Origin of the sequence: Rhodococcus kronopolitis (assembly GCF_042654025.1) — a bacterium.
GTDB classification, from domain to species: domain Bacteria; phylum Actinomycetota; class Actinomycetes; order Mycobacteriales; family Mycobacteriaceae; genus Rhodococcus_G; species Rhodococcus_G kronopolitis.
In genome coordinates this window covers 17,632-39,650 of the sequence record NZ_JBHSFO010000001.1, presented here as the reverse complement: position 1 = coordinate 39,650, position 22,019 = coordinate 17,632, and the positions used below count along the sequence as shown (strand labels likewise).

Genomic DNA, 22,019 nt, shown 5'->3' with positions numbered 1-22,019 from the left:
TCAGCCCCGCCTGCGCAGCACGGTCAGCGAGCGGGCCGGCGCGGTCAGCGACGCACCGGGCGCGAGCACGGTCGTGGACGCCCCGGTCGGGGCTGCCGTGTCCAGGGCCACCTCCCAGTGCCCGCCGTCGCCGTCGCCGGGGGCGGTGAACTCGATCTGCTCGTCGTGGGCGTTGAAGCACAGCAGGAACGAGTCGTCCCGCACCGGCTCACCGCGCTCGTTCGGCTCCGGGATGCCGTCGCCGTTGAGGAACACCGCCAGCGACCGGCCGAAGCCGCTGTCCCAGTCCGCGGGCGTCATCTCGACGCCGGACGGGGTGAGCCAGGCGATGTCGCGAGCCTGCTCGCCGCTGCGAATCGGCAGGCCCTCGAAGAACCGGCGACGCCGGAACACCGGGTGCGCGGTGCGCAGCGCGATCGCCCGGCGGGTGAACTCGATCAGCTCCGAGTTCGTCTGCGCCAGCGACCAGTCCATCCACGAGAGCGGCGAGTCCTGGCAGTACACGTTGTTGTTGCCGAGCTGGGTCCGGCCCATCTCGTCCCCGTGGGCGAGCATCGGGGTGCCCTGGCTCAGGATCAGTGTGGCGAGCAGGTTCCGGCGCTGCCGGGCGCGCAGTCCGACGATCTCCGGGTCGTCGGTGGGGCCATCGACCCCGCAGTTCCAGGACCGGTTGTGGCCCTCGCCGTCGTTGTTGTCCTCGCCGTTGGCCTCGTTGTGCTTGTCGTTGTAGGACACCAGGTCCGCGAGGGTGAAGCCGTCGTGCGCGGTGACGAAGTTGACGGACGCGCCGGGCCGGCGGCCGGTGGCCTCGTACAGGTCGGACGAGCCGGTGAACCGGGAGGCGAACTCGCCCAGCGTCGCCGGCTGGCCGCGCCAGTAGTCGCGGACGGTATCGCGGTACTTGCCGTTCCACTCGGTCCACAGGCCGGGGAAGTTGCCGACCTGGTAGCCGCCTTCGCCCACGTCCCAGGGCTCGGCGATCAGCTTCACCTGGCTGACCACCGGGTCCTGCTGGACCAGGTCGAAGAAGGCCGAGAGCCGGTCCACGTCGTGCAGTTCCCGGGCCAGCGTCGAGGCGAGGTCGAAGCGGAAGCCATCGACGTGCATCTCGGTCACCCAGTAGCGCAACGAGTCCATGATCAGCTGCAGGGTGTGCGGGTGCCGCGCGTTGAGGCTGTTCCCGGTGCCGGTGTAGTCCATGTATGCGGACCGGTCGTCGTCGACGAGTCGGTAGTACGCGGCGTTGTCGATGCCGCGGAAGTTCAGCGTCGGTCCGAGGTGGTTGCCCTCGGCGGTGTGGTTGTAGACCACGTCGAGGATCACCTCGATGCCGGCGCGGTGGAACGCCCGGACCATGGCCTTGAACTCGGAGACCGTCGCACCCGGCTTGGCCGCAGACGCGTAGTCGGCGTGCGGTGCCAGGAATCCGAAGCTGTTGTAGCCCCAGTAGTTCCGCAGCCCCCGGTCCAGCAGCACCTGGTCGTGCAGGAACTGGTGCACCGGCATCAGCTCGATCGCTGTGACGCCGAGGTCGCGCAGGTGGTCGATGATCGCCGGGTGCGCCAGACCGGCGTAGGTGCCGCGCAGTGCTTCCGGGACGCCGGGGTGGGTGGCGGTCATGCCCTTCACGTGCGCCTCGTAGATCACCGTCTCGTGGTACGGCCGCCGCGGCGGGTGGTCCGACGCCCAGTCGAAGAACGGGTTGATCACCACCGTGGTCATGGTGTGGCCCAACGTGTCCGCGCCGAAGGTGTGGAACGCGGGGCCGCCGACGAAGTGCCCGTCGAAGGCCTTGCCGTAGGGATCGAGCAGCAGCTTCGCGGGATCGCAGCGGTGACCGGCGGCCGGCTCGTACGGCCCGTGCACCCGGTACCCGTAGCGCTGACCGGGGCCGACGGTCGGCAGGTAGGCGTGCCAGACGTAGCCGTCGACCTCGTCGAGGCGGACCCGGGTCTCGGTGCCGTCCCGCGCGATCAGGCACAGGTCCACCGCGTCGGCGATCTCGGAGAACAGCGAGAAGTTGGTGCCCGCACCGTCGTAGGTGGCACCCAGCGGGTACGCGGACCCCGGCCACACCGCCAGTTCGGCGTCCCGGTCCGGGTCGCTCTCGGGCTCTCCCATTGCACGACCCTAGCCCGCGGCGCCGCGGCCCGAGGTGGCGGCGGGCGGGTGCCCGGCCGTCGCGCCGGGCGGGGTGCTCAGGCCCCGCCGACGAAGTCCAGGACCGACCGGTTCACGGCCTCCGGACGCTCCAGTTGCAGGAAGTGGCCCGCGTGGGTGACGCGTTCGACCCGGCTGCCCGGCGGCAGGACCGCCGCCACCCGGTCCGCGTAGCGCGGCGTCATGCAGCCGTCCTGGTCGCCGTGCAGGTAGAGCGTCGGCACCACCGGTGCCCGCGCGAAGGCCGACTGCCAGCGGCGGTACCCGGCAGGCAGCCGCGAACCCGGTCGCAGCGCCGCGCGGTAGTAGCCGAGCGCCGCCGTCCGGTGCGCGGTGCTCGGCAGTGCCGCCGCGACGTGCTCGAGGTCCTCGGCCGCGTCGTAGGACGGTGACCAGCGGCGCCACAGGTGCGGGACGAGGCGGTCGAGGGACCGCTCGGACGCGCCGGGAACCTGGTTGAACGCGATGTACCAGCTCTTCGGCAGCTGGGCGGCGAGCAGTCGCGGCTGCGCGAGGATCTCGGACGCGGACCGCCGCGGGAAGAAGGCCGGGACGGGCGGGACCGCCATCGACACGACGCGGCGGAACGGCGAATCGGGGTGTGCGGCCAGGGAGTTCGCAGTCATCGCGCCCCAGTCGTGCCCGACGAGCACGGCCGACTCGTCCGCGCCGACCGCGGCATGGATCCCGACGGCGTCGGCCGCCAGCGCGCCGACCTGGTAGCTGCCGTCCGCGGGGATCGACGACGGTGCGTAGCCACGGGTGAAGGGTGCGATCACCCGCCACCCGCGCGCGCCCAGCGCCGGTCCGAGATGGCGCCACGTCCATGCCGTGTCGGGATAGCCGTGCAGGCACAGCGCCAGCGGACCGTCCGTCGGTCCCCACTCGAGCGTCGCCAGCGACACCGTCGGCAGGTCGATCCGGCCTTCACGGGGTGCGTTCATCGCGCCAGGATAGGGGACCGGGACGCCCGAGCGCCCCGCTCGCCGTCACCACCAGCCGGTGGCGGGACCGAGTTGGCGCCCGAGCTCGGGCGCCATGGTGCGCACGTAGGTGGCGGTGAGGTGATCGGCGTCGCGGTAGATCAGCACGTTGCCCTCGACCACCCGGCAGCGGTCACCGCCGCACACGGCGTCCGAGAGGTCGAGCAGATGCACCGACGGCAGCTGCTCGGCGGCCTCCCTCGCGGGGTCGACCGGGGCGAGCACCTGACCGCGGTCGATGCCGCAGGTGTCGGCGTCGCCGCCGCGGGCGGAGAGGCAGTCGGCGGCCCGGTACTTGACGCCTTCGTGCGACAACCAGGGGGTGTCCCGGATGCCGACGAACGGCACGCCGCGGTCCGCAAGTTCGCGCCACAGCGCGACGTAGTTCTCGGGTGTCTGGTCGCCCGGCCCGTCGTCGCGGGGCCGGGTCGAGGTGCTGACCACGAAGTCGACGGGCTTGGCGGAGAGGGCGGCGAGCACGTTGAGCGTCCACTCCTCGCACTCGCCGACCCAGCCGTCGTCGCCGATCGGGAGCTTCGCCGGGCAGCCGACCTTGACGAAGACCTCGATCCGGAAGGGGTGGTCCCGGGCGAGGACGTCGAGGGCGGGCAGCCAGTGTTCCGCGTGCGACCCGCCGATCAGGGCGATGGACCGCTCCGCGTCGGGGTCGCCGTAGGTACAGGTGAGGGCGTCCACCTGGCCCGGCTGGGTCATGCACCCGTCGGGCGCCGCGTCCGGCACGTCCGCGTACGCGACGAGGCGGGACGGTTGTTCGCGGGCAGGCGTCACGACCGCGCCCGAGGTGAGTGCGGCGGCCCCGGGGAAGAGCGCGGGATCGAGTTCGCCGTGCTGGGCCGACTTCGTGGTCTTGTGATCGACGTAGACGGACCACGTCACCGTCGACGTCGCGACCGTGGCCGCCAGCACTGTGATGGCGGTGACCAGCGCGGTGCGTCGCCTCCCGCCGCCGGATGCTCGACGGATCGGCGTCTCGACCAGCCTGGTGGTCAGCTCCGCGAGCACCAGCGACGCGGCGATCACGGCGGCGCCGCCGAGCAGGCCGGGCGTGGTCCGGTGCCTGATCACGAGATAGCCGATCAGCAGCGGCCAGTGCCACAGGTACAGCGAGTACGCGACGGTGCCCAGGCGCAGCAGCGGGGTCGAGGTCAGCATGCGGGTGACCGGGTCGGCGGCCGCTCCGGTCGGGGCGTGCGCGCCGGAGACGATCAGCGCGAGCGCGGCACCGACCGGCACGAGCGCCCACGGGCCGGGGAACTGGGATCGGCCCTCGAGCAGCATTCCGCAGCCGAAGATGATCGCCAGCGCGACGACGGCGAGCGCGACGCCCACCTGGCGGGGCACCCGCACGCGATGCGCGACGCAGGCGAGCAGACCGCCGGCGAGCAACTCCCACATCCGGGCGCCGGAGTCGTAGTAGAGCCAGGTCTGCGGCAGGGCGCTCGTCGTTGCGTAGACCAGCGAGACGGCGGCCAGCACGGCAAGGAGGGCGGCGAGCGGGCGGCGGATCGAACGCCCACGGGAGCGCTGGAACCAGGCAAGGGTGAACACGACCGCCACGGCCGCGAGATAGAACTGGCCCTGCACCGAGATCGACCACAGGTGCTGGAGCGGACTCACCGACGGGTCCGCGGCCAGGTAGTCGCTCGCGGTCTCCGCGAGGTGCCAGTTCTGCAGGAACAGCAGCGACGCCACGGTCTGGCGGGCGGTGTCGAACCACAGCGTCGCGGGCTGGGCAAGGAGGGTGAATACCACGGCCGCCGCCAGGACGAGGACCAGCGGCGGCAGCAGCCTGCGCGCGACGCGCCGCACGACCGGCCGCGGATCGAGTGACGCCCTCGACTCGGCCGTCCGCAGCAGCGAACCGACGAAGAAGAAGCCCGACAGGGCCAGGAAGATGTCGACGCCGCCGGACACCCGGCCGAACCACACGTGGTAGACGACGACCAGGCCGATGGCGAGGCCGCGGAGGCCGTCGAGATCGTGGCGGTGGACCGGGGCCGGTCGGCTCTCGCGGTGGGCGATGCCGAGCGTGCTGTCGGTGGTCGTCTGAACTGACACTCGGTCCTCTCGGGTGGTGGCGGCGGCGTTCATCATGGCGGACCGGCGACGCGCCGGTGCGACCGGGTGAACGTGACATGAAGTTCCGGGATGCTATTGGCGTACGCGCGGTGACGAATTCGCCCGCTGCCGCGCTCGCCGAAGGGTGAGACGAGGATCGAACCGTGCGAGATCTCGCGACAAGTGCCTGGGGTTTTACCGTCCGGCGGGACGAGTCCGGTGACCGGCGGCACGGCGACGGCGGCAGCACCGCGACGCGATCAGAACGACGGTCGGCCGGTGTGCGTCAGAGGCTCGTCGGCAGGCCTGCGTCGTAGAGCGACAGCACGTCGTCCGTGCCGCGGAGCGCTTCGACGACACACGGTGCAGGCGAGGCGAAGATCCCCGGATAGTCGACCTCCCCGAGGGAAGGGACGACGCGCCACGCGAGTTGTTCCGAACCGAGTGAGAACTGTGCGTCGACACCGTCCTTGTTTCCTCGCGGATCCTGCCGGTGCCAGGCGCCGTTGAGATGGACCGCGACCAACCCGTGCAGGACGTGCCCGTCTCCGTGCGCGAGACGCTGGTAACACAGGCCGGTCGGAACGCCTTCGGATCGCAACAACGCCGCCAACAGGTGCGACTTGGCATAACAGAGTCCGACGCGCTGCGCGAGAACCTCGCTCGCGGCCAGGGTGACCCGTGGATGCCGCACATCGTACGAGTGCCCCACCTCGTCGCGCACCCACTCGAAGGCAGCCTTGGCGAAGGACAGGTCGCTGCCCGCGCTCCGCCGCAGCGTCAGCGCGAGAGCTCGGACTGATCGGTCGTCGACATCGATGAATTCGTTGCCGGCCAGATGGCTTTCCGGCGGCGCGGTTTCGAGCACCGAATCGGTGGTTGGCATGCAGCGATGATTGGGGAGCCCACGCCGGACAGTCAAGCCGGTTGCGGCCACCGCGCCTGCGGACTCGCCCGACCGCAGAACGCGGGGGGGGGGGGGGGGGAGAGACGTCCGGTCGTGGCGACGGGGCCGACAACCTGGCGCGGTGCCACTCTGGTGCCATTCCGGCACCGACTTTTCCGTTTCCCTTGTGGTGGCATCAGAGTGGTGCCACACTGGCATCATGGATCTCACGCCCTATGTCGACTCACTCCGGAACGAACTCGCGCAGGCGGCCGAATTCGCGGGTCCGGAGGCCCGGGCCCTCGCCGAACGGTTGATCGCGCCGCTCGAATCCGCGGTCCGGCTCACCCTGCTGGACGCGCTGTCCGCGGCGGCCAGTGAGATCACCCGCGATCTCGCGCCGGGCTCGGTGGAACTGCGCCTGCAGGGCCGCGAACCCACCTTTGTCGTCACGCCCCCGCCCGCGGAGGCGCGTCCGGTGCGGGCGGAGTCGCCCGAGATCGGCGCCACCTACCGGACGTCGTCGGACGCCGAGGAGATGACGCGCATCAACCTCCGGCTGAACCAGGAACTCAAGGAGCGCGTCGAGGCCGCAGCCCGCGACTTCGGGCTCTCCGCGAACGCCTGGCTGGTCCGGTCGGCCGCGGCGGCCCTGAGCGACGCCGGTCGTCGCATCGACGCGAGCGGCCCGCGCGCAGGCCAGAGTGTCAACGGGTGGGTTCGCTAGCCGAGGTCCGGCGTCGAAGACCCGTCCGGAGGTTCGACCACCTCGTCAGTCCCTGATCTCTCGCCAGTCCCTCAGTGCATCGGAGTTTCGTCATGCCCACCTTCAGCACCCCGGAACCAATTGTCGCGACCGTCGAGTTCGAGGCAGGCGAGGCGCGGATCACTGCGACCGACCGCACCGACACCGTGGTCGACGTCCGCCCCACCGACGGCACCCAGGAGGTCGACGTGCGGGCGGCCGAACAGACTCGCGTCGAATTCGCGGACGGACGGCTGCGGGTCATGGGTCCGATCCTGCGGTCGGCCGGCCTGATCAGCCGGACCGGGTCGATCGAGGTGACGATCGGACTCCCCGCAGGCTCGGACCTCGACGCGTCAGGCGGCGCGGCGGTGTTCCGGGTCGTGGGCACCCTGGGTACCGGCGCGGTGCGGACCGGTCGGGGCGACGTCTCGCTCGAGGAGGTCGGGGCCCTGACGGTCACCAGCAGCTGCGGCGCGATCGCGGTGGACCGGGTCGGCGGCGACGCGGTGGTCAGTGCGGGTTCGGGCCGGATCCGGCTGCGCGAGCTCGACGGCAGTGCGCTGGTGAAGAACTCTCACGGCGACATCCGGATCGGCACGATCCGCGGCGAGCTGCGGGCGCAGACGGACAAGGGCGACATCTCGGTCGAACGCGCCCACACCGACGTCATCGCCGCGACCGCGTGCGGCGACGTCCGGATCGAGGACGTCACCCGCGGTCGGGCCGCACTCAAGACCGCATACGGCCGGATCGAGGTCGGCATCCGCTCCGGCACCGCCGCCCGCCTCACCGCGCGCACGGTGCTCGGCCGGGTGCACAACCACCTCCGGTCCGTCGACGGACCCGAGTCCACCGACGAGACGCTCGAGCTCAGCGCCAACACCAGCCTCGGAGACATCGTCATCCGTCAGGCGGAGTCGGCGACGGTGTAAGCGCGGGCGAGCGGTGCAGCCCTCGGTTCGGCACGCCGACGGCGATGTGACAGTCGCCACCGGGAGGGCGAAATGCATTGGGCCACACCCATGTGTGCGAAAGTGTCGGTTCAGCTTTCGCGCTCGACATCCGTGGGGGACAGAGAATTGCGCCGATCGACCCTGATGACCGCTGCCGCCTGCGTGGTCGCACTGACGGTGGGCGCAGCTCCCGCCGCGGCCGCGCTCGCGCCGTTCACCGGCGAGGGGGATGCCCGTCTTGCGGAGGTAGCCCGACCGATCCTGGACCGGACACCACAGGATGCGGCCGCCGTCGCCTACATCGATTCCTCGGGTGCCCGCTACGCCTACTTCGGCGCGACGAAGGACTCCGAGTACGAAATCGGGTCCATCACCAAGACCTTCACCGCGGAACTGTTCGCCGATGCGGTCGCGCGCGGCGAGGTCCGCGAGGACACCAAGGTCGGCGAACTCCTTCCCGTCGGGGGCACCCCCGTCGCGGACGTCACGCTGATCGAGCTGGCGAGCCACCGCTCCGGCCTGCCGCAGTTCGCGCTCACTCCGGACATGGCGATGGGTGGGATCGCGTGGAAGCTCGAGGGGAAGAACCCCTTCACCTTCGATCGGGAAGCACTTCTGAATCAGGCGCGGTGGTCGCCGCTCGTCGGCCGCGGCCTCGTCGTCTCCTACTCCACGCTCGGATACGCACTGCTCGGTCAGGCGGTCGCGGCGGCCGCGCACACCGACTACTCGACGCTGTTGCGCGAGCGGATGTTCGATCGGCTCGGAATGTCGCACACCTGGCTGCCCAGTACCGCCGCCGACCTTCCCGCCGACGTCAGCACCGGTGTCGATGCCCAGGGCCGACCGCAGGACCCATGGCCGCTCGACGCCTACTCGCCGGCCGGCGGGGTGCGCTCGACCCTGCCGGACATGGCTCGCTACGCATCAGCGCTTCTCGACGAGACCGTCCCGGGTTCGAGTGCCATGACCCCCCGATGGGACAAGATCGGCGGCACTCGCGGAGGCATGACGTGGACAATCCTCAACCGTGACGGCCGCGAGTACACCATGCACGCCGGCGAGACCGGCGGTTTCCTGGGCGTCATCGTGATGGACCGCGCGCGGCACCGCGCAGTCGTCATCCAGACCAACCGACTCGGCGACATCGAGAACAGGGGGATCGACCTGCTGGACGCGCTCTGATTGCCGTCGAATTCGGGGACGCACTCGTTGCCGAGTAGGTCGGGCGGGACCGCCTATCCGCCGGCGAACTTCTCCGAGGTGCCGAGATCCACGGGCAGCGCGATGCCGGTGATGGCCCGACCGGTGTCGCCGACCAGGTACAGGACCGCGTCCGCGATCGCCTCGGCCTCCACCCACGGCTGCGGCAACAGGTTCAGCTTCTGCATGATTGCGGCGGTGTCGTCGAGGACCGGGTTCTCGAGGTCCGGGCGGAACCCGCGCACCATCGACTCGTTGTCGATCATGGTCGTCCGGACGTTTCCGGGGTGCACCGAGTTCACCCGGATGTTCGCCCACGCCACCTCGTTGGCCAGTGCCTTCGCCATGCCGCGGACCGCGTGCTTGGCGGTCGAGTAGTGCACGATGCCCGGGACGCCGCGTAGGCCGGCCATCGAACTGATCAGCACCACCGAACCGCCACGCTTGCCCGCCAGGATGTGCGGGATGGCGACCTTGGTGGTCTGCCAGACGCCGGTGACGTTGATGTCCATCATCTCGCGGAACTGCTCGGGGGACAGGTCCCAGGACAGGTTCGGCGACGCGGCGATGCCGGCGTTGGCGACGACGATGTCGAGTCGGCCGAACCGCTCGACGCCGGCGTCGACCGCCTTCTGCATCGCGTCGAGATCCCGGGTGTCGGCCACCGTCGCGACGATGCCGCGGCCCTGCGCCTCGACCAGCGCCACCGTCTCCGCGAGGTCGGCCTCCGTGGCCATGTCGTACTTGGCGGTCGGCACCGGCGCGCACAGGTCGACCGCGATGATGTCGGCACCCTCCGCTGCCATCCGCACGGCGTGTGCGCGGCCCTGACCGCGCGCCGCACCGGTGATGAACGCGACCTGGCCGTCGAGCTTTCCCATGGTTCTCCTCAGCTGCTCCGAAACCCGAATACGTGCATCATGCGTCGCCGGGCGGCGCGGGCGGAGGAAAACTCGGGTTCGAATGTCGCTGACATTGCGGTACCGGCCGGGGGCGAGGTGCGTCCCGGATGCCGGGTCGATCAGGAACCGAAGAGGTTCTCGAGGCCGCCCAGGCTCCCGCCGACCGGGTTGCCCGGATCGGTGTCGAACGGAACGGTCAGTGTCTGCGGCGCGGACGCCGATCCGACGAAGCCCGCGGCGGCAATGAATTCCGCGGTGACACTGAAGGTTCCGGAGGTCGTGAACGCGGTCGTCAGTGTCGCGACGCCGCCTGACACCGTCGCCGGGTCGCCGAGCGGGGTGGCGCCGAGCGCGAACTGGACGGCGCCGTCGGCGCCCGCCGGGTCGATCCTGGCCCGCAGCGTGACCGGTGCGCCCTTCCCGACGGTGCCGACCGGCTCGAGGGCGGTGATGGTCTGCTCGTCGGTCGGCGGTGCGACGGTGACGTCGACCCGGAACGCGGGTGCGACGGAGGCGTCGGCACCGGTGGTGCCGGAGTAGCGGGCCACGATGCTGTGGGTGCCCGCGGCGGTAAAGGCGTACGGCGTGACCGCGACGCCGTCGGTGCCCAGTGCGCCGGTCACCGTGTCGGCGTCGTCGACGGTGAACTCGACGGTGCCGCCCTGGACGGCGGGGGAGACCGTGGCGCACAGGTTGACGTGCTGCCCGACGAACGCACCGCGCGGCGCCGTCGTCGCGGTGGTGGTGACGGTGTTCGCCGCGTCGACCCGGTAGACCGCGAGAACCGTCTTGTGGTCGGTCGGCCACGGCGTCGGCGAGGCGATGAAGTTGTCCTGGCCGGTCTCGGCGACCCGTTGGTTCCGCACGACGGTCTCGAGCGGCCCGACGATGCCGACCTCCGTCAGCTGCAGCTTCGACGCGCCATCGGTGAAGACGAAGTCGATGCGGTCGCGCTCGTCGGCGTCCGGCGCCCAGGTGAGCTGCGAGAGTGACTTGGCCGGGTTGTCCGAGGGCCAGGTGAAGCCCGGGTGGGTCACCGGGTTCGGATACCTGCTGCGGTACGCGTCGACGAAGCCGGCCTGCTCGAGGCGTCGGGTGGTTTCCCAGGGAATGACGACACCGTTGTGGTCGAACAGGTCCTTCGTGGCGTCGGTCCAGTCCAGGTGGGACGGCTCGTTGAAGTCTCCGCCCAGGATGATCGAGCGACCCTTGGCCTGCTCCCGTGCGGCATCGTTGATGAAGTTCGTAATGGCTTGGGGCCGACCGGAACTGACGTTGACGCGCTGGACCGTCGCGCCGTCGGTGACGGGCCCTCCGGGCATCTTGGTCCAGCCGAACTGGGAGAACTCACCGGACTCGGCGCCCGGTCCGTAGCCGCGGGGGAGGTATGTCGCGTAGTACTCGTAGTTCAAATGCGCCGCATACGTGGCAACTTCCGTGTTGCCGACGGTGATGACGGCCTTGTTCATCCAGTCGAAGTGGGCGGTCTTCGAGATCGGGAACTGCGAGAGGATTCCGGTGTCGGCCGCGGACGCCGCATGGAACTTCGTGCCGACCTTGGTCAGTGCGGTCGCCAGTGACTTTGTTGCGTTCTTGGACTCCGCGAGCAGCACCACGTTGGCCCGCGTGGCGGTGATGATCTCGGCGACCTGCCTCAGCCCGCCGAACATGGTGGTCCCGTCGAGGCAGATGTTGAACGAGAGCACCCGGATCTCCGTGCCGGGGGACGCCCCGGCGACGCGCGTACCGGTGCCCAGCGTCATCGCACCCGCCGTGACCGCCATGGCCTTGAACATCTGTCGGCGAGTCAGAGCATTCATCGTCGAACCAGCTTCCGTCGTGTGCGCGAGAGAGTGCACGGGCCGTGTCCGCGGAGGGCGCCGAGGGCCGACTGCCGACGGCGCCCTCCGTTTCTGTATCGGTCAGTTCGGGGATCAGGACTGGAAGAGGTTCTCCAGGCTGCCGAGTCCGCCGGGAGTGCCCGGGTTGCCCGGATCGGGGTCGCCCGGAACGGTCAGCGTCTGCGGCGCGGAGGCCGAGTCGACGAAGCCCGCCGCGGCGATGAACTCCGCGGTGACACTGAAGGTGCCGGCGGCCGCGAAGGTGGTGGGCAGCGTCGCGACGCCACCCACCAGGTTCACCGGGCCGCCGAGTGGGGCGTCGCCGAGCTTGAACTGGACCTTGCCGTTGGCGCCGGCCGGGTCGACCTTGGCCCGCAGGGTGACCGGGGCGCCCTTCACGACGGTGCCGACGGGGTCGAGGGTGGTGGTGGTCTGGATGTCGGTCGCGGGCGCGGCGGTGACGTCGACAGTGAAGGCCGGTGCCACCGAGGCCTCGGCGCCGGTGGTGCCGGAGTAGCGGGCGACCACGCTGTGGGCGCCTGCGGCGGCGAAGGTGAACGGCGCGACGGCGACACCGTCGGTGCCGACCGTGCCGGTGACCTTGGCGCCGCCGTCGACGGTGAACTCCACGGTGCCGCCCTGGACGGCGGGGGAGACCTGCGCCGTCAGGTTGACGTCCTGACCGACGACCGCGCCGCTCGGCGCCGTCATCACGGTGGTGGTGACGACGGGGTCGGTGCTCACGGTGACGGTCGTGACCTCCGAGGTGGAAGCGAGGAAGCCCGGCGCCCCGGAGTACACCGCGGTGATCGGGTGGGCGCCGTCGGCGGTGAAGGTGTGCGTGATGGCGGCGGTGCCGCCGGTGACCTCGACGGGTTCGCCGAGAGGCGTGGCGCCGTCGAGGAACTGGACGGTGCCGCCCGGCGCGGCCGGGGCGACGGTGGCCGTGAGGGTGACCGTGGCGCCGTTCTTGACCGAGTCGGGAGCCGCGACGGTCGTGGCGGTCTCGGCGTCGGGGGTCGCGGTGCTGATCTGGTAGACCGCGAGTACCGCCTTGTGGTCGGTCGGCCACGAGGTCGGCGAGACGACGAAGTTGTCCTGGCTGGTCTCGGTCACCCGCTGGTTGCGCACGATGGTCGAGCGGGGTCCGACGATGCCGGCCTCGGTCAACGTGAGCTTTGAGGCGCCGTCGGTGAAGATGTAGTCGATGCGGTCGCGCTCGTCGGCGGCCGGCGCCCAGGTGAGCTGCGACGGCGACTTGGCCGGGTTGTCCGAGGGCCAGGTGAAGCCCGGGTGGGTCACCGGATCCGGGTACTTGCTGCGGTAGGAGTCGACGAATCCGGCCTGTTGGAGGCGTCGCGTGGTCTCCCACGGAATGACGACACCGTTGTGGTCGAACAGGTTCTTGGCGGCCTCGGTCCAGTCCAGGGTCGACGGTTCGTTGAAGTCGCCGCCGAGGATGATCGAGCGGCCCTTGGCCTGCTCCAGCGCCGCGTCGTTGATGAAATTGGTAATGGCCTGGGGCCGACCGGAATTCATGTTGTTGAGCTGTACTTTTGCGATGTCGGTGACAGGCCCTCCGGGCAACTTGTTCCAGCCGGAGAACTCACCCGTGTCATTGCCGGCTCCGTATCCTCGGGGGAGGTAGGTGGCGTAGTACTTGTAGTTCAGGTGCGCTGCGTACGTGGCAATTTGAATACCGCCCGCGGTGACGACGGCTTTGGTCATCCAGCCCAGGCTGGATGCCTCCGAGATCGGGAACTGCGAGATGATTCCGGTGTCGGACGTGGACGCCGCGTAGAACTTGGTGCCGGCGTTGGTCAGCCTGTTCGCCACCGAGTTTGTCGCGCTGCTGTTCGACTCCGTGAGGATCACCACGTTTGCCCGGGTGGCGGTGACTATGTCGGCGACCATGCTCAGGCCGCCCGACACGCTCGTGCCGTTGAGCCAGGTGTTGATCGCGAGCACCCGGATCTCGGTGCCGGGGGCGGCACCTGCGATCCGGGTGCCGGTGCCGAGTGTCACCGCGCCCGCGGTGACCGCCATGGCCTTGAACATCTGTCGGCGTGTCAAACCATTCATCGTCAAACCAGCTTCCGTCGTTGCGTGAGAGTCATGTGGGCACGAGGGGCCGCCTTCACGTTCGGTGTCGGAGGTGCTGCGGAGGGGAAGCCGGAGCCTGGGTTGTGGCCAGCTGCCGCAGGTGTGCGGAGGGCGCCGTCGGCCAGGCCGACGGCGCCCCCGTTGCTACTGAGGTTGTTGCTCCGACCCGGGACTGCCGAACAGTCCCGGGTCGGTGTCGATCAGGACTGGAAGAGACCGCCGAACAGGCCGTCCAGGCTGCCCGTTCCGCCCGGGTTGCCCGGATCGGTGTCGCCCGGCACGGTCAGCGTCTGCGGTGCGGAGGCCGAGTCGACGAAGCCGGTCGAGGCGATGAACTCAGCGGTGACACTGAAGGTTCCGGAGGCCGCGAAGGTGGTGGGCAGCGTCGCGACGCCGTTGACCACGTTCACCGGCGCACCGAGCGGGGTGTCACCGAGCTTGAACTGCACCTTGCCGTTGGCGTTGGTCGGGTCGACCGTCGCCGACAGGGTGACCGGCTGGCCCTTCGCCACGGTGCCGACCGGGGCGAGGGTGGTGCTGGTCTGCACGGCCGCCGCGGGCGCGGTGGTGACGCTGACCGGGAACAGCGGTGCGACCGAACCCGCGACACCGGTGGTGCCGGAGTAGCGAGCGAGGACGCGGTGGGTGCCGGTGGTGGTGAACTTGTACGGTGCGATCGCGACGCCGTCGGTGCCGACCGTGCCGGTGACCTTGGTGCCGCCGTCGACGGTGAACTCGACGGTGCCGCCCTGCACGGCGGGGCTGACCTGTGCGTGCAGGTTGACGTCCTGGTCGACGAATGCCGTGTCCGGGCTGGTCATCGCCACTGTGGTGACGGTGTCGTCGGTGCTGACGTTGATGGTCTTGACCGCCGAGGTGGAGGCGATGAAGCCGGTGGTGCCGGAGTACGCCGCGGTGATGGCGTGGTCACCGTCGGTGGTGAAGGTGTGCGTCGTCGAGGCGGTGCCGTTCGCGACGGTGACCGGTCCGCCGAGAGGCGTTGCGCCGTCGGAGAACTGGACGGTGCCGCCCGGTGCGGCGGGGTTGACGTTCGCGGTGAGGGTGACCTCGCTGCCGTTCTTCACCGAGCCGGGGGCCACCACGGTGGTGGTGGTCTGCTTGTCGGCCTCGGTGATGTTGATCGTGGCCAGCGGGCCTGCGCCGGCGTTGAGCGGTGCGGTCTCGCTGTCGCGCGGGGTGCACTTGGTCGGTGCCCACGCCGTGATACCCAACGGGGCCGAGGCCTTCGGCAGGAAGGTCAGGAAGTTCTTGTCGTTGTTCCAGGTGCCGGCGGCGCCGTCGGTGCGCAGTTTCATCTCCACCTTGCCGGACGGGCCTGCCTTGAGCCGTGCCTTGACCTTCGGCAGCTGGAAGGTGGTGGATGCTCCGCCGGCGGAGCTGGCCACGATGCCGCCCTCGGAGTTGATGCTCGAGCTGGGGCTGTTGCCGAGCGTGACGTTGTTTCCGGAGAGGCGGATGATCGTTCCGTTTGCGTCGACGCTGCCGGCCTCGTTGACCCGCAGCACGTTCGGTGCCACACCGCTCAGGCCCGATGCGGTACCCGCCACGGTCTCGGCGCCGAGGAACTCGGCGTTCTGCGGCATGGCGACGTCGATCTTGATCCGCGAGACGTTCGTCACGTTCGCGACGGAGACCTTGTTGGGGTAGGTGATCGGCGGCGGCGAGATGATGACCTCGAACTCGTCACCGGCGTTGACCACCGTGGGCGCGTCCACTGTGACCGTGGCGTTCTGCGCCTCGGTGGTCGGGCCGGCCACCGCCGAGGGGGTGGCGAGGCAGGCCGCGACGAACGTGGTGCTCGTGGTCTCGGCCTGGGCGGGGACGCCGCCGAGCATCGTGACGCCGACGAGTGCTCCGACACCGAGCGGTGTCACGAGCCCGCGAATCTTCTTGTTCTGCATGAATTCTCCTACGAACGAGGGAAAGACAGGGACTCACCCGGTCCGGGGCGTGAGTGGCTCACGCCCCGGACCTGGTGGGCAGAGCGTGGTCAGCTGTTGAACAGGCTGGCGAGCGAGCCGCCGCTGGGGGTACCCGGGCCGGCTTCGGTGACACCGATGACGGTCGGGCCCGAGACGGAGTCCTGGTAGCCCGCGCCGCCGGTGAAGACGGCGGTGATGCCGTAGGTGCCGGCGGTGTCGAAGGTGTGGGTGGTGGTCGCGACACCGTCGACGACGGCGACCGGGCCGCCGATCTCGGTGGTGCCGGCCTTGAACTGGACGGTGCCGCCTGCGCCGGCGGGGGCGACGGTGGCCTTGAAGGTCATCGCCTGACCGACCACGGAGGGACCGGACACCGCGAGTGCGGTGGTGGTGGCCTCGCGGCTGGGCTCCGGGGCCTTCACGGTGACCGAGAAGCCGGCGGAGGTGGAGGTGGTGAAGCCGGTGCTGCCGAGGAACTTGGCGGTCACGTTGGCGGTTCCGACGTTGGCGAACGTGTGCGGAAGGGTTGCTACGCCGTCACCGGTGCCGACGTCCGCGGTGCCCACGGGGACGCCGTCGACGGAGAACTCGACCTGTCCGGAGTCCGGGATGGGCAGGACGGTGGCGGCGAGGTTCACCGGGACACCGACGGTCGCGGTGACCGGCTCGAGGACGGTGGTGGTGGTGTTGAAGTCGGCATCCTTGACCGTCAGCTCGGACGCGGCCGACACGGAGTTCTGGTAGAGGCCGGTGCCGGTGAAGTGCGCGGTGAAGCTGTGCGTCGAGGCCTCGTCGAACCTGCGGGTGATCGAGGCCGTGCCGTTCGCCACGGTGACGGGCTCGCCGATGTTGACGTCGCCGTCCTTGAACTGGACCGTGCCGGTCGCGGTGGCCGGGGTGACGGTGGTGGTGAGGGTGACATCCTCACCGACCACTGCGGTGGTGGGAGCGGTCAGTGCGGTCTGGGTGTTGACGTTGGCCGGGGTGACCGAGACGGCCTGCGCAGTCGAGACCGACTCGTTGGCCGCCGTCGTCCCGAGGAACTTCGCGGTCACCGAGAACTGGCCCTCCGCGGGCGGGGTCCACGCGAACGTCGCCACGCCTGCGGTCAGCTGGCCCTCGCCGAGCTTGTTTGCGCCCTCGTAGAACTCGACGGTGTTGCCGTTTGCACCACCGGCCACCGTCGCGCTCAGCGAGACCACGGCGCCCTGCTGCACGGAGGACGGAGTCGCCGCGAGCGTCGTCGTGGTGTTGTTCTTGCCGACGGTGATGCTCGGCCCCTTGCCGGGGTAGGAGCCTGCGCCGAGGCTGCCGTTGTAGTTCAATCCCGTTGCCAGAGCGACGCCCTGCGCACAGTCGAGTCCGACCTTGTAGGAGATCTTGAACGTGGGCCAGAACGCGGGAGGGATGAAGGGGTTCTTCACGGTCGTCATGGGATTTCCCTGGAGCGTGACCGAGTCCGCGGCCACGGTCACGTCGGACAGCGGGCCGTCGTCATTGATGTGCGCCGAGTCCGGGACGTAGGTCAGGCACGCCGGGTGCTGGTCCCGGACCATGGTGATCTTCTCGTCGCTCGTGGCGTAGTTCCGCTTGAACTGGGTCGAAATCGTGATGATCTCTCCGCCGGCGGGATTCACGTTGCTGATGGTGCGGGTGTAGCTGCTGCTGCCGTCGGACCAGCTCACAGACTGCTCTGCTGCGTTGGCGGTTCCGGCGCCCAGGGCGACCGCGAATCCGGCGGCCACGGCGAACACACTCAAGCCTCCGACGGCGCGAAGGGTACTGCTCTGCGTCATGGTTTCCTCTCTCGGAACGTCCCAGACGACCGCACTAGACGAGCGTCCAGTTGAGTTGATCCGGCCCAAGGTAGCGCAGCTGATCGTCAATTGCGGTCAAATTGCTGCAAATTTGTCCGATGAATGGACTAAACGTGAATCCGTCGATCTCGTGGCGTGGCAATTTCGGATGAAAATAGCCCTGAACACCGTTCTTCTTGACCGCTTGGGGGCGGCGTGCCGCGGCGAATTTCTTTCTCGTCGACGCTCGGTGGAATCAATTTAATTCGGATGGCTGACGAAATGGTTGGCGACTGGGCCGCCATTTCTCCCGCAACTTCTCCGATTCGCTCGAAACCGGATCGCTTTCGTAGGCATTGATGCATACTGCCCGGCCGCGGTCTCCGAGTGCGTGAGGTGCCGCCCGCGGTCCGAACGTCGGGGTGCGTAGAGGATCGCCGGCTTCGGTTGGGCTGCAATCACTTCCGTCGCAACGCGACGTAGGTCGACAATCGGGTCGTCGACACGGGTGGGCGACGGTGTCGACGAGGGAGAACGCGATCCGTGTGCGTGCCGCCTGCTACCCGCCGACGTGGTACTCGCGGACGTCGGCGCTGCGGATCGCGTGCTGCTGATCCTCGCTCGGGCCGGAACCGCGGAACCGTTGCAGGTGTGCCTCGGAGTCCCAGCACTCGAAGACATTGATCCGTCCCGCGTCGAGGAGGTCGGGCGAGAGCGCGAAGTCCCGGCAGCCGTCGCTCGCGCGGGCCTGCCGCACCGCCTCGACGCAGCCTGTGAGGTAGTTCTCCCGCCCCGCGGGATCGACGTGCAGTGCCCCGGCAACGATGATCACGATCGCTTCCCTTCTGTCGGACGTGCTTGGTTGAGTAGACACCCGGGAGGTCGGGAACTCATCGCCGACGGTTATCGTCGGTCGGCGTGAGCACCGAGCACCTCTCGTCCGACCGCATCTCCGCCCTGGACGCGGACCACCTGTGGCATCCCTACGGCGCGTTCCCGGCGTCGACCAATCCGCTGGTGGTCGAGAGCGCGGCCGGCACCCGGCTGACGCTCGCCGACGGCCGGGAGCTGGTCGACGGCATGAGCTCGTGGTGGGCTGCCGTGCACGGCTACCGGCACCCCGTGCTCGACTCCGCCGCCGCGGCGCAGCTGGCGAAGATGAGTCACGTGATGTTCGGCGGGCTCACCCACGAACCCGCCGCCCGGCTCGCGGAACTACTGGTTTCGATCACCCCGTCCGGGCTCGACAAGGTGTTCCTGGCCGACTCGGGGTCGGTGTCCGTCGAGGTGGCCGTCAAGATGTGCCTGCAGTACCAGCGGGCACTCGGCCGGCCGGCGAAGAAGCGGCTGCTGACCTGGCGCGGCGGCTACCACGGCGACACCTTCGCGCCGATGAGCGTGTGCGACCCCGACGGCGGCATGCACTCGCTGTGGACCGACGTGCTGGCCCGGCAGGTGTTCGCGCCGATCCCACCGCGCGAGTTCGACCCGGCCTACGTCGCCGAGTTCGAGGCGATCCTGGTCCGGCACCGCGACGAGCTGGCCGCGATCATCGTCGAGCCGGTGGTGCAGGGCGCCGGCGGCATGCGTTTCCACGACCCGCGCTACCTGAGCGAGCTGCGACGCCTCGCCGACGAGAACGACGTGCTGCTGGTCTTCGACGAGATCGCCACCGGTTTCGGCCGCACCGGCGCGCTGTTCGCCGCCGACCACGCGGCCGTGAGCCCCGACGTCATGTGCGTCGGCAAGGCGCTGACCGGCGGCTACCTGACGCTGGCCGCGACGCTGTGTACCACCGAGGTGGCCGCGGCGATCAGTGGTGGCGAGGCCGGTGGGCTGATGCACGGTCCGACCTTCATGGCGAACCCACTGGCCTGCGCGATCGCCGTCGCGGCCGTCGAGCTACTGCTCTCGCGGGACTGGCGCGCCGAGGTCGCGGCGCTGGGTGCGGGCCTGACCGCGGGCCTGGCGCCGGCCAGGGAGCTCGACGCGGTGGCCGACGTCCGGGTGCTCGGCGGGATCGGCGTGATCGAGATGCGCGAACCGGTGGACATGCGGACCGCGACCGACGCCGCCGTCGACTCCGGGGTGTGGCTGCGGCCGTTCGGGAAGCTGATCTACGCAATGCCGCCGTACGTGTGCACCCCCGACGACGTGGACGCGATCGCGGCGGCGATGGTGGCCGCGGCCCGCGTGCAGGTGGCCCGGTAGATCCGGCACTAACAGACCTCTAATCTCCGCCGCGCACAGTGCGCGGTATGACAAACGAACCGCGATCGTCGCTTCGGGTCGCCATCGGCGCCGGGGGCACCGGTGGGCACATCTACCCGGGCCTTGCCGTCGCCGAAGCCCTGCGCGAGACCCCCGACGTCAATGTCCAGATCGACTTCTTCGGCGCCAGAGGCAGGCTGGAGGAAACGCTCGTCCCGGCGGCGGGTTACCGGCTGCACACCGCCGAGGTCGACGGGCTGACCGGCGTACGTGGCAGCGCGAGGGCGGCAAGCCGGCTCGCGCGGGCGGGCGCTCACTGTGCCAGGCAGATCCGCGAGCTCGGTGTGGACGTGGTCTTCGGGACCGGCGGGTATCCCAGCCTGCCGATCGTGCTGGGCGCCCGTCTCGCGGGCGTACCGACGTTGATTCACGAATCCAACGCCGTGCCCGGGCGGGCCAACCGCCTGTCCGCGAGCCTGTCCGCCCGGGTCGCCGTGGCGTTTCCGGAGGCCGCGCGTGGATTCACGCGCAACGAGGTCCGGGTGGTCGGGACCCCGCTGATGGCGGACATCGCGGGTCTCGACAGGCGCGCGCTTCGCGACGAAGCCCGTGCCGGTTTCGGAGCGGCACCGGGCCAGGCGCTCGTCGTCGTCTGCGGCGGCAGCCTCGGGTCCCGCCGGTTGACCGACACCGCGCTCTCGCTGGCGCGCCGGTGGCGTTACCGCAACGACGTACGCCTGGTGGTGAAGGCGGGATCCGAGCATTTCGCGGCGGCGTCGGCGGCCGTCGAGGACCTCGGCAACGTGCTGGTGCTGCCGTACCTGGACCGGATGGACCACGTGTACGCGGGCTCGGACGTCTTCGTCGGACGGTCCGGGGCGATGACGGTTGCGGAGATCTCGCACGTGGGTGTGCCCAGCGTCCTGGTGCCCTACCCGCACGCGATCGGTGACCATCAGCGGCACAACGCCCAGGCTCTCGTGACCCGTGGCGTCGCCAGAATGCTCGAGGACGGCGAGCTGACCACCGCCAATCTGGAGCGTTCGGTTCAGGACCTCATCGGCAGTCCCGCCGAGCGCGCGACGACGACCGATCTCCCGGCGGGACCGAACGACTCGGCGCGAACGGTGGCGAACTGGCTGCTGCAGCTCGGCGGACTCCAGGCCGCTGCCCGTGAAGTTGTCAACGCATGAGCCACATCGAAAGCAGGCAGTCAGCAGTGAATACGTTCTGGTCGGGTAGAAGTGTCCTGGTCACCGGTGGTGAGGGCTTCATCGGAAGCTGTCTGGTCGAGCAGTTGCTCAGCCAGGGGGCGAGAGTGCGAGTCCTGGCGCACTACAAGCCGTATGCGTCGGCGGGCTTTCTCGCGGATCACCTCGGTGACATCGAGATGATCGCAGGCGACGTGCGGGACAGCGGACAGGTCCTCGATGCCGCGGAGGGAATCGACACCGTCTTCCACCTCGCAGCGCTGATCGGGATCCCGTACAGCTACCAGGCGCCCCAGACGTATCTCGAGACGAATGTGCTCGGCACCCAGAACATCGTGGACGCTGCGCGTCGGCACGACGTGCGACGGGTGGTGCACACGTCGACGAGCGAGGTGTACGGAACAGCGCGGGAGGTGCCCATCTCCGAATCGCACCCGCTGCAACCGCAGTCGCCGTACTCCGCATCGAAGATCGCCGCCGACATGGTCGCGTTGTCCCACTTTCACTCGTTCGACACTCCGGTCTCGATCTGCCGCCCGTTCAACACATTCGGCCCACGACAGTCTCCGCGCGCCGTGATTCCCGCGATCCTGCACCAGTTGCACTCCGGCGCAGCCGAGATCGCCGTCGGGGCGCTGACCCCGACCCGGGACTTCACCTATGTCGAGGACACCGCGCGTGGCTTCATGGCGATCGCAGAGTCCGAGCGGACAGTGGGCCGGACGGTGAATCTCGGTACCGGCAGGGAGATTTCGATCCGCGACCTGATCGATGTGCTCATCGACGTCACCGGCTCCTCCGCGACCGTCACCGCGGAGGACACCCGCCAGCGCCCCGCAGGCAGCGAGGTTCATCGACTGGTGTCCGACAACAGTCGGGTGCGGGAGCTGACGGACTGGAGCCCGCGGATCTCCCTGCGCGAGGGTCTCACGCGCACCTCGGAGTGGATCGAATCTCATCCGGTGGCAGACCCACGCCGCTACCGCGTGTGAGGGAAGGC

Annotated in this window: 16 protein-coding genes; 6 read left to right on the top strand and 10 right to left on the bottom strand. The window is 69.7% G+C overall.

Annotation, left to right across the window (positions count from 1 at the left end):
• The 4 genes from glgX to ACFO6S_RS00150 all read right to left on the bottom strand — a co-directional run bounded on the left by glgX (window position 1) and on the right by ACFO6S_RS00150 (window position 6,108).
• On the bottom strand, window positions 1–2,121 hold the full coding sequence (glgX, locus tag ACFO6S_RS00165) for a glycogen debranching protein GlgX (RefSeq protein WP_378413000.1): 2,121 nt from the start codon (window positions 2,119–2,121) through the stop codon (window positions 1–3).
• 77 nt (window positions 2,122–2,198) lie between these two features.
• Window positions 2,199–3,104 carry an alpha/beta fold hydrolase gene (locus ACFO6S_RS00160; RefSeq protein WP_378412999.1) on the bottom strand — a complete coding sequence of 302 codons (906 nt, stop codon included), beginning with the start codon at window positions 3,102–3,104 and terminating at the stop codon, window positions 2,199–2,201.
• A 45-nt stretch (window positions 3,105–3,149) separates the two neighbouring features.
• Window positions 3,150–5,222 carry an acyltransferase family protein gene (locus ACFO6S_RS00155; RefSeq protein WP_378412997.1) on the bottom strand — a complete coding sequence of 691 codons (2,073 nt, stop codon included), beginning with the start codon at window positions 5,220–5,222 and terminating at the stop codon, window positions 3,150–3,152.
• A 286-nt stretch (window positions 5,223–5,508) separates the two neighbouring features.
• Entirely contained in the window at window positions 5,509–6,108 is a 600-nt protein-coding gene (locus ACFO6S_RS00150) for a transglutaminase-like domain-containing protein (RefSeq protein WP_378412996.1), read from the bottom strand.
• 220 nt (window positions 6,109–6,328) lie between these two features.
• Here ACFO6S_RS00150 and ACFO6S_RS00145 point away from each other — a divergent pair, with 220 nt between their 5' ends.
• The 3 genes from ACFO6S_RS00145 (at window position 6,329) to ACFO6S_RS00135 (ending at window position 8,994) form a co-directional block, all read left to right on the top strand.
• A complete protein-coding gene (locus ACFO6S_RS00145) occupies window positions 6,329–6,835 on the top strand; it encodes a hypothetical protein (protein WP_378412994.1) in 507 nt (168 codons plus the stop codon).
• Window positions 6,836–6,927: 92 nt separating this feature from the next.
• Window positions 6,928–7,788: a DUF4097 family beta strand repeat-containing protein gene (locus ACFO6S_RS00140; protein ID WP_378412992.1), complete on the top strand. Its 861-nt coding sequence runs from the start codon at window positions 6,928–6,930 to the stop codon at window positions 7,786–7,788.
• 165 nt (window positions 7,789–7,953) lie between these two features.
• Window positions 7,954–8,994, top strand: coding sequence for a serine hydrolase domain-containing protein (locus tag ACFO6S_RS00135; RefSeq protein ID WP_378412990.1), 1,041 nt, complete (start codon window positions 7,954–7,956; stop codon window positions 8,992–8,994).
• Window positions 8,995–9,047: 53 nt separating this feature from the next.
• Here the strand turns inward: ACFO6S_RS00135 and ACFO6S_RS00130 are convergent, their stop codons facing one another.
• The 6 genes from ACFO6S_RS00130 to ACFO6S_RS00105 all read right to left on the bottom strand — a co-directional run bounded on the left by ACFO6S_RS00130 (window position 9,048) and on the right by ACFO6S_RS00105 (window position 18,429).
• Window positions 9,048–9,893, bottom strand: coding sequence for a mycofactocin-coupled SDR family oxidoreductase (locus ACFO6S_RS00130; protein ID WP_378412988.1), 846 nt, complete (start codon window positions 9,891–9,893; stop codon window positions 9,048–9,050).
• Between the two features lie 140 nt (window positions 9,894–10,033).
• On the bottom strand, window positions 10,034–11,734 hold the full coding sequence (locus ACFO6S_RS00125; RefSeq protein ID WP_378412987.1) for an Ig-like domain repeat protein: 1,701 nt from the start codon (window positions 11,732–11,734) through the stop codon (window positions 10,034–10,036).
• A 114-nt stretch (window positions 11,735–11,848) separates the two neighbouring features.
• Window positions 11,849–13,828, bottom strand: a complete 1,980-nt coding sequence (locus ACFO6S_RS00120; protein ID WP_378412985.1) for an Ig-like domain repeat protein — start codon at window positions 13,826–13,828, stop codon at window positions 11,849–11,851.
• Between the two features lie 230 nt (window positions 13,829–14,058).
• A complete protein-coding gene (locus ACFO6S_RS00115; RefSeq protein WP_378412984.1) occupies window positions 14,059–15,780 on the bottom strand; it encodes an Ig-like domain-containing protein in 1,722 nt (573 codons plus the stop codon).
• Between the two features lie 89 nt (window positions 15,781–15,869).
• Window positions 15,870–17,597 (bottom strand): Ig-like domain-containing protein, encoded by a 1,728-nt coding sequence (locus tag ACFO6S_RS00110; protein ID WP_378412982.1) that lies wholly within the window; start codon window positions 17,595–17,597, stop codon window positions 15,870–15,872.
• 559 nt (window positions 17,598–18,156) lie between these two features.
• Window positions 18,157–18,429: a putative quinol monooxygenase gene (locus ACFO6S_RS00105; RefSeq protein WP_378412981.1), complete on the bottom strand. Its 273-nt coding sequence runs from the start codon at window positions 18,427–18,429 to the stop codon at window positions 18,157–18,159.
• 86 nt (window positions 18,430–18,515) lie between these two features.
• Between ACFO6S_RS00105 and ACFO6S_RS00100 the strand changes: the two genes are divergently transcribed.
• Genes ACFO6S_RS00100 through ACFO6S_RS00090 form a run of 3 tightly spaced genes read left to right on the top strand, consistent with a single transcriptional unit; the run spans window position 18,516 to window position 22,011 of the window.
• Window positions 18,516–19,808 (top strand): adenosylmethionine--8-amino-7-oxononanoate transaminase, encoded by a 1,293-nt coding sequence (locus ACFO6S_RS00100; RefSeq protein WP_378412979.1) that lies wholly within the window; start codon window positions 18,516–18,518, stop codon window positions 19,806–19,808.
• Between the two features lie 47 nt (window positions 19,809–19,855).
• Window positions 19,856–21,001 (top strand): UDP-N-acetylglucosamine--N-acetylmuramyl-(pentapeptide) pyrophosphoryl-undecaprenol N-acetylglucosamine transferase, encoded by a 1,146-nt coding sequence (locus ACFO6S_RS00095; protein ID WP_378412977.1) that lies wholly within the window; start codon window positions 19,856–19,858, stop codon window positions 20,999–21,001.
• Entirely contained in the window at window positions 20,998–22,011 is a 1,014-nt protein-coding gene (locus ACFO6S_RS00090) for a GDP-mannose 4,6-dehydratase (protein WP_378412975.1), read from the top strand. The genes ACFO6S_RS00095 and ACFO6S_RS00090 overlap by 4 nt, the downstream gene beginning before the upstream one ends.
• The last annotated feature ends 8 nt before the right edge of the window (window positions 22,012–22,019 follow it).

Bases quoted from the DNA above. Each gene is read 5' to 3' on its own strand.
- ACFO6S_RS00125 (WP_378412987.1), bottom strand. From the start codon at position 11,734: ATGAATGCTCTGACTCGCCGACAGATGTTCAAGGCCATGGCGGTCACG.
- ACFO6S_RS00110 (WP_378412982.1), bottom strand. From the start codon at position 17,597: ATGACGCAGAGCAGTACCCTTCGCGCCGTCGGAGGCTTGAGTGTGTTC.
- ACFO6S_RS00090 (WP_378412975.1), top strand. From the start codon at position 20,998: ATGAGCCACATCGAAAGCAGGCAGTCAGCAGTGAATACGTTCTGGTCG.
- ACFO6S_RS00160 (WP_378412999.1), bottom strand. From the start codon at position 3,104: ATGAACGCACCCCGTGAAGGCCGGATCGACCTGCCGACGGTGTCGCTG.
- glgX (WP_378413000.1), bottom strand. From the start codon at position 2,121: ATGGGAGAGCCCGAGAGCGACCCGGACCGGGACGCCGAACTGGCGGTG.
- ACFO6S_RS00135 (WP_378412990.1), top strand. From the start codon at position 7,954: ATGACCGCTGCCGCCTGCGTGGTCGCACTGACGGTGGGCGCAGCTCCC.
- ACFO6S_RS00095 (WP_378412977.1), top strand. From the start codon at position 19,856: ATGACAAACGAACCGCGATCGTCGCTTCGGGTCGCCATCGGCGCCGGG.
- ACFO6S_RS00115 (WP_378412984.1), bottom strand. From the start codon at position 15,780: ATGCAGAACAAGAAGATTCGCGGGCTCGTGACACCGCTCGGTGTCGGA.
- ACFO6S_RS00150 (WP_378412996.1), bottom strand. From the start codon at position 6,108: ATGCCAACCACCGATTCGGTGCTCGAAACCGCGCCGCCGGAAAGCCAT.
- ACFO6S_RS00130 (WP_378412988.1), bottom strand. From the start codon at position 9,893: ATGGGAAAGCTCGACGGCCAGGTCGCGTTCATCACCGGTGCGGCGCGC.
- ACFO6S_RS00140 (WP_378412992.1), top strand. From the start codon at position 6,928: ATGCCCACCTTCAGCACCCCGGAACCAATTGTCGCGACCGTCGAGTTC.
- ACFO6S_RS00145 (WP_378412994.1), top strand. From the start codon at position 6,329: ATGGATCTCACGCCCTATGTCGACTCACTCCGGAACGAACTCGCGCAG.